Source organism: Caldithrix sp., assembly GCF_056497305.1.
On record NZ_JBSMDE010000201.1, the window covers coordinates 20,144 to 33,739 of the forward strand.

At 45.9% G+C, this 13,596-nt stretch carries 10 protein-coding genes; 3 read left to right on the top strand and 7 right to left on the bottom strand.

The genetic code is table 11. The features are described from left to right. Positions 1–30: 30 nt before the first annotated feature. The 4 genes from dnaJ to bcp form a co-directional block, all read right to left on the bottom strand. Complete coding sequence (gene dnaJ / locus ACWB0I_RS16615) at positions 31–1,194, bottom strand: molecular chaperone DnaJ (RefSeq protein ID WP_479389206.1); 1,164 nt, start codon at positions 1,192–1,194, stop codon at positions 31–33. Positions 1,195–1,202: 8 nt separating this feature from the next. Further along, entirely contained in the window at positions 1,203–1,760 is a 558-nt protein-coding gene (gene grpE / locus ACWB0I_RS16620; protein ID WP_479389207.1) for a nucleotide exchange factor GrpE, read from the bottom strand. A 16-nt stretch (positions 1,761–1,776) separates the two neighbouring features. Then, on the bottom strand, positions 1,777–2,805 hold the full coding sequence (gene hrcA / locus ACWB0I_RS16625; RefSeq protein WP_479389208.1) for a heat-inducible transcriptional repressor HrcA: 1,029 nt from the start codon (positions 2,803–2,805) through the stop codon (positions 1,777–1,779). Positions 2,806–3,295: 490 nt separating this feature from the next. Next, positions 3,296–3,811, bottom strand: a complete 516-nt coding sequence (gene bcp, locus ACWB0I_RS16630; protein ID WP_479389209.1) for a thioredoxin-dependent thiol peroxidase — start codon at positions 3,809–3,811, stop codon at positions 3,296–3,298. Between the two features lie 379 nt (positions 3,812–4,190). Here bcp and queG point away from each other — a divergent pair, with 379 nt between their 5' ends. Continuing rightward, positions 4,191–5,135: a tRNA epoxyqueuosine(34) reductase QueG gene (queG, locus tag ACWB0I_RS16635; protein ID WP_479389210.1), complete on the top strand. Its 945-nt coding sequence runs from the start codon at positions 4,191–4,193 to the stop codon at positions 5,133–5,135. Between the two features lie 386 nt (positions 5,136–5,521). Here queG and ACWB0I_RS16640 read toward each other — a convergent pair whose 3' ends face one another. Next, the gene (locus ACWB0I_RS16640) at positions 5,522–8,869 is read right to left on the bottom strand and encodes a VPS10 domain-containing protein (RefSeq protein ID WP_479389211.1); all 3,348 of its coding nucleotides are present in this window, start codon (positions 8,867–8,869) and stop codon (positions 5,522–5,524) included. Between the two features lie 905 nt (positions 8,870–9,774). Here ACWB0I_RS16640 and ACWB0I_RS16645 point away from each other — a divergent pair. After that, entirely contained in the window at positions 9,775–10,587 is an 813-nt protein-coding gene (locus ACWB0I_RS16645) for a M14 family murein peptide amidase A (protein WP_479389212.1), read from the top strand. 28 nt (positions 10,588–10,615) lie between these two features. Here ACWB0I_RS16645 and ACWB0I_RS16650 read toward each other — a convergent pair whose 3' ends face one another. Both ACWB0I_RS16650 and ACWB0I_RS16655 read right to left on the bottom strand, forming a co-directional pair. Further along, a complete protein-coding gene (locus ACWB0I_RS16650) occupies positions 10,616–11,854 on the bottom strand; it encodes a mechanosensitive ion channel family protein (protein ID WP_479389213.1) in 1,239 nt (412 codons plus the stop codon). A gap of 4 nt (positions 11,855–11,858) precedes the next feature. Continuing rightward, positions 11,859–12,548, bottom strand: a complete 690-nt coding sequence (locus ACWB0I_RS16655; RefSeq protein WP_479389214.1) for a Type 1 glutamine amidotransferase-like domain-containing protein — start codon at positions 12,546–12,548, stop codon at positions 11,859–11,861. Between the two features lie 597 nt (positions 12,549–13,145). On the opposite strand from ACWB0I_RS16655, the gene ACWB0I_RS16660 reads away from it, so the two are divergent. Then, the coding region (locus ACWB0I_RS16660; protein ID WP_479389215.1) for a type I restriction-modification system subunit M N-terminal domain-containing protein at positions 13,146–13,596 on the top strand (451 nt) is incomplete at its 3' end.

Here is a 13,596-nt window from a genome sequence, read left to right on the forward strand (position 1 = left end):
CGTTTCTTTTACAAAACGGCCATCCCTGGCTTAGATGTTAAACGCTTCCTTGAATTTATCAAAAAACGATTTATGGCTGTTTTTAGCCGGGTCCAAATTCTCCGATTGGGCCAGCTTTTCCAGCAACTTTCGTTCTTCTTCATTCAGTTTGGTCGGGACATACACCTGAATCTGGACCAGTTGATCACCGCTACCGCCACTGCGCAAATAAGGGATGCCTTTACCGCGCATTCTCAATATTTTTCCGGATTGTGTGCCCGGCGCAATTTTCAAATTGGCCTTTCCGGTTAAGGTAGGCACCTCCACTGTTCCGCCGAGGGCAGCGATAGGGAAACTTACCGGCAAACGCAAAACTACGTCATTCCCCTGACGCTGGAATAGGTCGTGGGGAATTTCTTCAATATAAACAATCAAGTCACCAGGTTGTCCACCGCGCACACCGGCATTCCCTTCACCTTTTAAAGTCAGGTAATTCCCGGTAGCCACACCGGCCGGAATATTGACTTCGATGGTTTTGCTACCATCGATCAGCCCGCTGCCGTGGCAGGTGTGGCAGGGATTTTCAATCACCTGACCTTCTCCATTGCAGCGATGGCAGGTAGTGACATTGACAAACTGGCCAAACAAGGAGCGGGAGACCTGACGAATTTCTCCGCTTCCATGGCAAACCGGACACATCACCGTTTTGCTGTATTTGGCCGAACCGGTTCCGTTACATTCCGGACAGGCTAGTTTTTTTCGTACCTTAATTTTTTTGGTCACTCCCGAAGCGATCTCTTCCAGCGTTAATTTCAATTTAATTTGTAGATCGCTTCCTTTGCGCGTCACTCTCCGGCGGCGGCCGCCTCCACGCGAAGAGCCAAAGATATCGCCAAAGCCAAAACCGAAGCCCTCTTCCATGAACTGGCGCAAAGCGTCAGCCAGGTCAAAATCAGAAAAATCGAAGCCCTGCGCACCGGCTCCCCCGCCTACACCGGCATGCCCAAACTGGTCGTAGCGCCTGCGCTTTTCCGGATCGCTCAAAATGGCGTAAGCTTCAGCCAGCTCCTTGAATTTTTCTTCGGCCTCTTTATTGCCAGGATTTTTATCGGGATGGTACTGGATGGCTAACTTTCTGTACGCTTTTTTTATCTCTTCCTGGGTGGCGTTCCGATCCACTCCCAGAATTTCATAATAATCTCTTTTCTGTGCCATTACCTCACCTATTTCGCGACCAGCACCTGCGCGTGCCTGATCACCTTATCGTTTAGTGTGTACCCTTTTAAGTGTTCATCAACAATATGTCCGCTTTCGTATTTGTCGGAATCCACCTGCATCAAAGCCTGGTGTTTTTCAGCGTCAAATTCATGCCCAATGGATTCGATGGGTTTTAAACCTTGTTTTTCCAGAATTTGCATCATTTTTTTGTAGATCAGTTCAACACCCTGTTTTAATGATTCGACATTTTGGTTTTCATCATTAGCGTGTTCCAAAAATCGCTCAAAATCGTCGATGACCGGCAACAATTCCAGAATCAGTTCTTCATTGGCGTTTTGCAAGATGTGTAAAAATTCTTTTTCTTTACGCCGTTTCATATTTTCAAATTCTGCTATACGTCGCAAATTTTGCTCTTTTAATTGTTGATTTTCTTCCTCTAATTTTTTGATCTTTTCTTCCAATTCCTTAATCTTTTTTTCATATTTGCTTTTTGAACCATGAGATTTCGTCGTTTTTTTGGAAGCCTGGTCAACCTTCTCTTTTACCTGTTCTTTATCACTCATCCCGTTTCTCCTTTTCTTAAGCCATTCCTAATTTCCGTGTAATGGCCGATGCCGTGTATTCTACAATTGGTATCACTTTTTGATAACGCAAACGCATGGGCCCGATCACTCCCACAACCCCTAAAATATCTCCCACTTTGTATGTTGAAGTAATCACACTGCAATCGCGCATTTCAGCCAATTCATTTTCGTTACCAATGGTAATTTTAATCCCTGGGGGTTGCTCTCTCTTTTCCATAAAGTGAAAAATATGCTTTTTATCTTCCAATATCTGAATTAATCCTGAAACACGCTGCACATCGGTGAATTCCGGTTGGTGTATGAGATAATTGGTGCCATGTAACCAGTAATTTTCATACCGTGAAAAATCAAATATTTTATCGGCCGTCTTTGAAAAAAAGCGTACCAGCCCTGTCTTTTCGGATTTCAGATCGGACATGACATGGGCAAAGGAATTTTTGATCTCCCTTAATGTTTTACCGTAAAATCGTTGATTGATTTTGCGCGCCAGGCGATGCAGATCGTCTTTCTGGACCGGATGGTTTACCTCCACCAGAATCGTTCGTACTTGCTGATCCTTAACCGCCAGAATAACCATCACGCGCGTGGCCGAAACTGGAACCAGATGCACGCGCTCCAACACCGCTTCATAAAATTTAGGCGTAACAATAATACCGATCTGCCTGGAAATTTTTGACAGTACCGTACTGACTTTGCTCATGAACAACTGCACATCGCCATCGTATTCTTCAATAGTGCGGTTAATCAATTCTTCCTGATGCTCGGTCAGTTTACTTTTTTTCAGCAACTCATTGACGTAAATACGATAGCCCAGAGAGGTCGGGACACGCCCGGCCGAAGTGTGCGGTTGAATGAGTAAACCCTTTTCTTCCAGTGTGGCCATAATACGGCGCACCGAAGCAGGTTTTAAATCGATACCTGTCTTTCGGGAAATTTGCGCCGACCCCACAGGGCTGGCCGTGTCAATAAATTCCTTAATAACCGCCTTTAATATCTGTTTTTCCCGATCGCTTAGCACTAACATGGCCTTACTAAAAATTATTTTAAAATCAAATTTACCTTAATTCGTTAATACAAGTCAAGATAGCTCAACTTGACACCGAATTCAAATTCTTTTTGATTAACGATTAAAAAATTGCAGTTAGATCGTCATACAGTTAGATCGATGCTCATGCAGAAAGTTACAGCCGGTTGGCCGGATTATTGGAACACTTCCGTTAAAAAATTCAAGATAGCAGAGCCACAATAAATAATTGATTACAGAAAGAAAATTCAAACCCCGAATGCACAATAGAAAAGTATTTAAATTAAAAATTACGAAAGACGAATTATTTTGTGAAAAAGGAAGTTGCTTCACAAATGCTCATTTCGTCCATACCTAAGTCTTTTGTCCGCTTTAAAAAACTTATGCTACCAATCAATCAGAACCCGAAAAACAGGTTTGCGCCATGTTCTGAACGTTGCAGACCATTTAATGGGACAGAAAGGCCGAATTTACATTAAATTCCTGAGAATCATTTTTTCTTTTCCAGAAATTCCAGAATCTGTTGTGAATGGGATTTGGTATCTACTTTCTCGAAAATGTACAATACCGTCCCGTCCTTGTCTATCAGATAGGTGATGCGTTTGGGCACCATAAAGCCGGTTAGACTGCCTTTGGCACCATACATCTCGGCCACAGTTTTGCTGGTATCGGAAAGCAATGTAAATGGCAAATTGTATTTTGCCTTGAATTCGCTATGTTTTTGCGGATCATCATAACTGATGCCCAAAACGACCAGCCCCTTTTCGATTAAAGCTTCGTAATTGTCCCGAAGATTACAGGCTTCTTCGGTGCAACCAGGCGTAAAATCTTTTGGGTAAAAATAAAGCACAACCATTCTACCGCGATAATCAGAAAGATGGTGCACTTTACCCTGTTCATCCTTTAACGCAAAATCCGGCGCTTTTTGACCTATTTTGACCATTTGGCCTCCAATCACAAGGGTAACCATGGTTAACCCTAAAAATAGAATTGTACTCTTTTTCATATCTACTCCTTTTCTTCTAACTGAACATCTATTTCCTGCAAAATATTCCATTAAATTTTTCAAATACCTGAACCTCCCTGTCATGGTCTGGTTAATCCTCTCCAAACCTGACAATCCCCCACCCCCTTTAATCTTTAATCTTTTTTCCTTTTTCCTTTTTCATTGAAAGAAAACCCACCCCCAACACCTCCCAGGAGGGGAGCTTTTGATTTCCCCTCCACCGGAGGGGACTAAGGGGTGGGTAAATTCCTTTCAAGACAGCCAGAGCCTGCCAGCTTCTTTAATCTTTCATCTTTCATCTTGATTCTTTTTCTTAACTTTCAATTTTTGTCAATTTTGATTATTTTGAGAAATGCAGCAAAACACTGGAACGACTAAGATGCAAGAACGAAGCCAACGTGTAAAACAAATCGGCCTGGAAATCGGCTTTGACAAAGTAGGCATCGCCCGAGCCGGAAAGGCACCCAATGGCGCTTTCCTGGAAGAGTGGCTGGCCAAGGGTAAACATGGCACCATGCATTGGATGGCTACCCACAAAGCGTTACGCAAAGATGTAGAACAATTTTTCCCAGACGCAAAATCGGTTATTATGGTTGCCCTCAATTATTTTACGCCCCACACCATCGTAGAGCATCCACTCAAGGCCAAAATTAGCCGCTATGCCTGGGGAAGCGACTACCACAAGATAATGAAAAAGATGCTCAAGCAATATTTGCAACGTTTGCAGGAACTCGATCCGCAAATTAGGGGCCGGACTTTTGTCGATTCCGCTCCGGTTATGGAAAAATCCTGGGCTGTAAAAGCCGGACTTGGCTGGCAGGGTAAAAACACCAATGTGCTGTCGCGGGAGTTTGGTTCGTGGTTCTTTTTAGGCGGTCTGGTGATTAATCAGGAACTGGACTATGATTCTCCCCAGCAGGATTATTGCGGAACCTGCAACGCCTGTGTGCAGGCCTGCCCTACGCAGGCCCTATCCCCTTACCAATTGGATGCGCGTAAATGCCTCTCCTATTTAACCATTGAATATCAGGATCGCTCGCTTCCGGAAAATTTGGCTTCCAATTTAAACAACTGGGTGTTTGGTTGTGATATCTGCCAGGACGTTTGTCCATGGAATCGCTTTGCGCGGGAAACGCGGGAGCCACGTTTTCATCCCAAGCATCCCCAGTTGGTCAATCCCCCGCTGGATGTGCTGAAAAATCTGGATGAAGAACAGTTCAATGCCCTTTTTGCCGGTACTCCGGTGCGCAGAGCTAAATATCGCAATTTTATGCGGAATGTGCAGGCCGTGTTACAAAATCTAAGGCAGCAAAGTCGCAACTAAAAACATTTCCGCAAGGATTTAAGCAACCACAGAGAAGCATTTTAAAATTAAAAATTACGAATTAATTTGCGAAGGGGCAACTTATGCCCAGGCGGTGAGGACCCGTGCCGGCATGTCATTCTGATCCCGCTTCAGCGGAAGAAGAATCCCTTACACTAGCAAACCATTCGCAAGCGCAACGTAACATGAGCTTCAGCTCGAGACTTTGGAAGGGTAAAGCATTTATGGTGCGTTTTTGGTTTAAGCCCCATCCCCCCGGCTCCCTTCCCTTCTTTTAACAAAGGGAAGGGAGCCCCGGGGGGGACTAGGACCTTCATCAACAATTTTCGCATCCTGCTGGGGCGAGAATAGATCTTTTAAAGGAAGTATTTAAAGCAGCAAATCCTTCAACGTATTAGAATCATCTTTTTAATCTGCTTGTGTCTTTCTGTTTGCAGACGGTAGAAATAAACCCCGGAAGACACAGGATTGCCCTGATCGTTTCGTCCATACCACACATAACGGTACAAATTACCTTTGTAGAGTTTTTCGTTATGGACCAACGTCCGTACCAGCTGGCCAGCGCTGTTGAAGATTTGTAAACTAACCGGACCGGTTTTATCCAGGGTAAAGGCAATGGTAGTTTGTGGATTAAAGGGATTGGGATAGTTGTTCAGGAGTTCGAATCTGGCTGGCGATGCCTGTCGGGCAAGGCCGGTTTCCGTGGAAGGCGCCACCTTAAAATCATCAATAATCCAGCCCCAGCCGGTCTGATATTCATCGGCATGGAGACGGAAACGAATGTAAACGATTTGCCCTTCCTGAAAAATTTCCGAAAGATTGACCTCATGGGTTTTAAACAGGGATGAGGTCGGGTCATTACTGGAATCGTAGGCGTTTTTCCAGCTGGCATCAAAACGGCAATCGTAGGGCGTTACCAGTATTTGCCAGTTTTCGCCATCCAGCGATCCTTCCACTGTAACATAATCCCACATGCGGTAATCGGGATAAAAGTAACCGCTCTCTCCCGGTTCTACAATGGCAATGTCTTTGTAGCTTAAAATCGTTTTTTGTTTGATGATTACAGGAGGCCCTAAAATGGCCACATAGTCCCGCTGATTCAAATAGGGATGTTCAGTCTGCAAACCATTGTTTGTAAAATTGGATGGCGTATCAATGAAGAAGTCGCCATAAAAATCACTGAAGCCAGAATCAAAGGAGGACTCAGCCTGCTCGACCGGTTCATAAATAAACAGCTCCTCCTGATCGGAAATATAGGATTGACTGCCATCGTAACCGATCACTTTAATTTCCAGATAATCGGGCGGCTGGACAAAGATTGTGGCAAAGGTGTCCACATAGGCCGCTACTTTGCCCAGAGTAGCCAAAATTTGATCATTGACGACCACCTGAACGGAATCGTATTGGAATCGTGTTTTGAAATAGACCTTCATGGCATTGGTCAGCGGATTGGGAGGGGTGAGCGATTTAAGTAGCGGCGGTCTGGCCGGAGCTACGATTTCCGGCAAATTGTCGTCATACAAAGACCAGACACCTCTTCCGTGTGTAGCAGCTACAATTTCTTTGCCCACAATTTTCAGGCGCCGGGTGGAAACCGAGGGCAGAGTGCCCTGGGCAAAATTCCAGCTCTGGCCATTATCGTTCGAAATAAAGAGCCCAATGTCCGTACCAATCCAGATTTGTGTGGTGTCGTAAGGCAGCCAGATGGCGCAATGCACGGGAACATCCGGCAGATTGGCCGTAATATCCTGCCAGCTCTGTCCCAGGTCTCTGGTTCTGAATATTTTACCATAGCCCGAAACGCCGAACAGGGCCAGAGCCTGGGCCGAGTCCGCGGGATGAGGCGCCAAACCGGTCAGGAAGCCGTTGGGCGCATTGTCCGGCCTGTTCACAGTTTGAAAGGTGTGGCCGCCGTCTGTAGAAACATTGATATGGTCTTCAGAAGAAGCAATCCAGACAATATCGGGGTTGGCCGGGGAGACAGCAATTTTAACGTATTTGTAACCGCCCAGATCCACCGGCACACCCTCCCAGCGAAAGCCGCCATTCTCCGTAAAGTACATCTTATCTGTTTCGGAAATCGTGAATAGCTTTTCCGGATTGTTGGGGTCCATGGCCAGAGGCGTATGAAATACATCGCTTTCCGGCAGGCCGTTATTAATTCCCAAAAAGCTATTACCTCCATCGCTAGATTTGTAAATGCGTGAATCGTACAGGGTGCCATAAACAATGGTCGGATCGAAGCGATCCCAGGCGCAATCGAATCCATCGCCGCCAATGGCCCGACCCCAGCCGCTGGCCTGATCCGGCTCAATGGGGGAAATGTGCGTACCGTTGTCCTGGCTTCCACCCACATACTGTGAAAGATGCGGATGTTTATCGGCATCATAGTATTGAGTGACATTGTACTGGTTGTTTCTGGCTTCCCAGTGCACGCCTCCGTCCGCAGAATAAAACACCCCGCCATCGTTGGTGCTGATCAGGGCAAAGGTGCTGTCTGTTCGGGGCAGGGCGACCAGACAGTGGTGATCGGCGTGAACATAGGGCAGACCATTGCCGCCCCACCAGCTACTGATGGGTGTAGCCGTCATGGAATTGGCGCTAACCGTCACCTGGTACAGATCGATGCCGCCGACAAACACAATGTTTTTGTTAAAAGGGTGTACAATCAGAGTATTGTCGTACCATCCCTGACTGCCTAACCAGTTGGGTGAGCTGCCCAATTTTTGCCAGGATTGCCCCGCATCTTCAGACCGATAGAAGCCAGCCAGTTGGCCGGAGGAATTGACCGCAGCGACGTAAAGATAGTTTGTGTCGGCTTCGGAAATGGCCATTTCTACCCGGCGGTGCTCCTCAAAATTTGAACTTACTTTGTTCCAGGTCTGGCCCAGGTCCACCGATTTGTAAATGCCGCTGGAGTGCACTGCAGCGTACAGAGTGTTAAAATTAAGAGGATTGGCCACGATTTGCTGCACGCGGTTTCCGGCCGTTAATACCTGCGTCCAGTTCTGGCCGCCGTCAAAACTGCGGAAAACACCGGAATTGGTAGCGGCTAACAGAGTATCGGCATGCTGCGGATGAACCACGATGCGATTCACATATCGGAAGTCGTAGTTGCCGGCTGTTGAACTCAATTGTTCCCAGGTTTCTCCCCCATCTGTGGTTTTGAAAATGCCGTCCCCAATGACCCGATCATAATTTCCAAACCCTTCGCCTGTGCCCGCGTACAACACGTCTGGTTTTTCGGTACAAATAGCAATGGTTGTCACCGAAATAACCGGCATCTGATCGGTTAAAGGACGCCAGTGTGCGCCGGCGTCTTCTGTTTTCCAAACGCCGCCGCCGACCGCCCCGGCCCACCAGATATCAGCATTCTGAGGATGAACGACCAGCGCGCGTGTCCGACCGCCAATGTTGGCCGGGCCGCGTTCCTGCCAGTCCAGAGCGCCCGCCTTCCTCAGGGCTAACGTTTGCCGCGCCTGATTAAATGCTTTGAATTTCCAGTTCCCATGATAGCTAAAGGGCTTGTTTATTTCTGAACGGATTTGCATTTCATAAAGCAAAGCCTGATCCGGGCGATCCGTTGGCTTCTCTTTAGCCTCATCTTTACCCAAAATTAAAGCCAGCTTTGCCGAAGGCTCCGACCTGGTCGTCTTATTTGCAGCTGGACGCAAAAGTAAGGCCAGACCTGCGATCAGAACCAGCCCGGATATAAAAAATATTTTCCTGAACATGGAGAACTCCTGTGTAAAACAAACGACAATTTAGTTTAATTCAACCCAACTTTCATATGATCGGCATATTTTGGCATTAAATACTTGATTCAGATCAAACTTTTGAACGGCTTTTTAACAGAATTAAAATACTTCCATCAAAAGATCTACCTCGCCATAGAGGGATGCGAAAATTTATGTGCTGTGAGAAGAAGTAAAATCGTTGAATTGGTATCGGGCTGTCTTATCGAATTACCATTGATCGTGAATGGTGTTTTCAACAAAGGTGAGAAAATCTACCACACAAGCCTTCCCCCTCTCCGAGACTTTTATTCTGGGAGAGGGGGATCGAGGGGGTGAGGGCAATTAAATTTTTAATTTAAATCATTCTTTGTGTCCTTTGCGATTTTTTAAATTTTGCGGTTGCTTGCTATTTTTCAATCCTTAGTGTGCTTTGGCCCTCTCTTTTACCGGATTTTGAATTTTGCCTGAGAGTTTTCCGTCCCGCTCATTTTTACGGCGTTCAGCCCAACGGTTCTACCAGAAAAAATTCTTTGTTGCGTTGTACAGGCCTGCATTGTATTTTTCAAATTGGTTCAAAAAGGAGAGCCAGAGCTTCTGTTTACAGAAGTTGCAGGGGCTGGGATAAGAAAAAGAGCGTACTGCCACCGGTCATTCTGATCCAGAATCATAGGGCGGAGAAAGATTGCTCCTCTTTGTTCCAACGCTGTCGGGACAGTGATCGGAATAATCTTTGTGGGCCTGTGTCCACGATCATTGATTGCCGGACATCCTGGCTCATCCAACAATTCGAAATTTTTAATTAAAGATGGGGAGTCACCTAAATAATGCGCATTGCTCCCGATCGGCAAGTTACCTGCGCCTTCGGCCAAAAACGAAAGAGCTAAACTGTAAGGAGTTTTACCATGCATTTGAATTTTAAAGGAATTTATCTGGTCATTGTGCTGATTGTGCTCATTGCCACCTATTTTGTTATTATTCCCTACCTGCAAAAATGGCGCCTGCAGGCCAAAACCAACCAGCTCTATCTTAATTTAAAAAAATCCGATCTGCCCTGGCAGATTTTAGGCTACTCCGAAAAGAACAATCCCATTTACGGTTTGACTGTGGGCAGCGGGCAAGACACAGTAATCATTTTTGGCGCATTTCATGGCGATGAGCAGGTGGGATTCCATCTGTTGGTGCGCCTGGCCGACACGTTGTACCACAATCCCCAACTGACGCATTCGTTTGTCCTGCTGGTTCCGGTGGTCAATCCCGATGGGTTGTTAGCGGGAACGCGCGTCAATGCCAACGGCGTCGATCTGAATCGCAATTTTCCCACAGAAGACTGGTCGCCGGTTTACACCAAGAAGAAATATTTCCCTGGCGTGGAACCGGCTTCGGAAAAAGAGACTCAGTTGGTCATCCGCCTGCTCGATCTGTACAAACCGGATCGCATTGTTTCCATTCATTCGGATTTACGCATGAACAATTACAATGGACCGGCGCGCGATTTAGCCCAGGCCATGGCCAGAGAAAACGGATATCCGGTAAAAGGCGATGTGGGCTATCCTACACCGGGCTCCTTTGGCACCTTTGCCGGCCATGAGATGCAGATTCCGCTCATTACGCTGGAATTACCGGGCGTAGGCATCGAAAAGGCCTGGCAGCAAAATTTTAAAGCTCTGCTGACTGCCATTAATTTTGTGCCACAGAAAACGGCTACGGAACAGTGAGAAAGACCATCTATTAAAAGTTGAAAATTTAGTGCGAGTGAATGTGCGTGCTCCACTCGGCAAAGTCCCTGCCACTGGGATTCTGGAAAATACGTAGTTCAAATTCAGGCACAACAGCCAACAGATGATCGAAAATGTCGGCCTGAATGCTTTCGTAAACTTCCCAGCGGATATCGTTGGTGAAGGCATAAATTTCGATGGGCAGGCCCTGCGGCCCAGGCGGCAGCTGGCGCACCATTTTGGTTAAACTTTGATTGATTCTGGGATGACTTTTCAAATAGGCCGCAGCGTAAGCGCGAAAAGTACCGATATTGGTCATGCGCCGACCATTGACCTTGACGCTGTCGTCAATGTTGTGTTCCCGATTGTACCTTTCCAGTTCTTCCAGCTTATTTTTAACATAGTCGCTGATTAACTGAATTTTTTGAAAACGCTCAATCATTGGTTGATCACAAAATTTGATTGAATTCTGGTCGATGTAAATGGCGCGTTTAATGCGTCGGCCTCCGGCCTGTTCCATGCCCCGCCAGTTGCGAAAGGAATTTTCAAGGATTTTGTGCGTGGGCACAATCGTGATGGATTTGTCCCAGTTTTGCACTTTAATGGTGTGCAGAGCAATATCAATAACATCTCCGTCTGCACCGAACTGGGGCATTTCAATCCAATCGCCCACATGCAACAGATCGTACATATTAATCTGAATGCCAGCCACAAAGGACAGGATGGTATCGCGGAAAATCAGTAAGATGATGGCCGTCATGGCGCCTAAACCGCTGAGCAGCATCCAGGGCGGCTGGTGGGTTAAAATGCCAATCATGATGATGATGGCCACGATGTAAATAATAATGATCACCACCTGCAGGTAACTTTTGATGGGTCGCTGACGCGCTTTAGGCTTTAGTTCGTAGTAACTATTGGCGGACATCAGCAGGGCCGAAAGCAAACGGGCGCTAAGAAAAATCAGCAGCAGGTTGATGAGCACATCGATGGTATGGCCCATAACAGGCAGTAAAAATAAAAAGTTTTTAATTACCAACAGGGGAATGAATTGGGCCATGATGTTAATGATTTTGTGCTCCAGTAGAATGTCGTCAAATCTGGTTTTAGTGCGTTGAGCAAATTCTCTGGCCAGTTTTAAGCCCACACGCCGGCTGAGCAAATAGATCAGAAAGGAAAAAAGAAGGATGGTTGTCAGGGAAAGGATCTCTTTGATCAGCGGATAATGTTCAAAAAAGGAATTCACATCCTGCCAGAATTCTGCGTTCATTGTGTTAAACCTCTACATTTATCTGGAAATCATCAGGCAGAAGAAGCTGCCCTTTAATACTTCCGTCTTTTTGCTCAAACAGGTAAGCGGGTTTGTGCACCGCTTCCAGTGAATGATCTGCATGGTAAATAATACCGGAACCAAAAGGGATGCCGATGCCATACACGTAGGGATTGTTCAGCAAGCGGAGTGTCTGTTTTAAGCGTGTCCAGTTATTGTTATCCTGATGAACATCGACAACAAAGGGCAGGCATTTCAACAGGGGGGTCACCTTATTACTCTGTTGATCGGCGAAAGCAAGCCCGAGGTGAATAGCTCCGGCGGAGATGCCAACCAGATAGGCGCCATTGAAATAGCGTTCCAGTACCACGTTTTTCATCCGGCTCTCGTCCAATATTTCCCAGCCCTTTAAAACATCACCCCCGGACAATAGGATTAAATCGGCCTGATTTAAAAATTGCCTGTCCTCTTCCTTAAAGTCTTTTTTAATGTGTCGTAATTTTAGGTTAGGAAAAATTTCAAACGCAGAACAGAATATCTGGTAAAATTCCGGTCGATCGTCGTTGGCCGCGCCAATGTAAGCGGCTTTGCCCTGTTCAAGCCCGGCAAACAAAGTGCGTAAAAAACGCTCCGCTCCTTTTCGCCAGAAAAGAAGTTGACTGTCTGCTAATAAAAGCACGGGTTTTGTTGCCAAAATTGCCTCCTCTGTACATGCTAATATTAGAATAAAATCAAAATGAAGCAATAGGAAAACAACACTTTCTGGAACAAGGTTTAAATGGCAACAACCAATGGAAAAGATTAAAGACGGGAAGGGTTGGATGATTTGCCCAAGCTATCTCACCTATCCCAATTCATCCTTTAACTAACCTTTTTGTAAATAGAAATTTAACAATCGACAAAATGTATTGAATTTTTCAATATTAGCCAATATATTAAAACTGTGCATGAAATTTGAATGAGAAAATTTTTAACCAAGCATAGCTGGAGTTTCTTCAAAAAATAAACGGGTAATATTAGAACAGATAACAGAGTAAAAATTTGCTCATTCCACCATGATAGGACAGACATTTTTAAGTAAATATTCTGAAAAGTCAAAAAAAAACACAAAGTATTGAAATATTAAAGTAAAGATGCAGTGAATGATATATGAATATAAGATGGAATGGCTTGCCAAACGAGTATAAAAGTTCTGAACAAATCTACACCAAACTACCAAAAATTTGTTACAATAATTTAACTAGAAACTACAATAATGACATTAAGTAGGTAAATATGATAGAGGGGGCGCATGTTAGATAAAAAGGGAAACGGCGCCAACCTGGGCTTTGAGAACAAGCTCTGGGAGATGGCCGACAAGTTGCGCGGGCACATGGACGCATCGGAATATAAACACGTGGTGCTGGGGTTGATATTCCTCAAGTACATCTCCGATGCCTTTGAAGAGCGCCGCAACTGGCTCAGAGAACAGCTTTTAAATCCTGAAAGTGAGTATTTTTCGGAAGATGAAACGATTCAGCAGCGCGTTCTCGAAGATCGCGACGAGTACCTGGCCGCCAACATCTTCTGGGTGCCACCCGAGGCCCGCTGGGAGAGCATCCAGGCCCGGGCGCCGCAGCCCACCATCGGGCAGGTGATTGACGAGGCGATGACCGCCATCGAGCGCGAGAACCCCAGCCTGAAGGGCGTGCTGCCCAAAGATTATTCGCGGCCCACACTGGACAAAACGCGCCTGGGCGAAC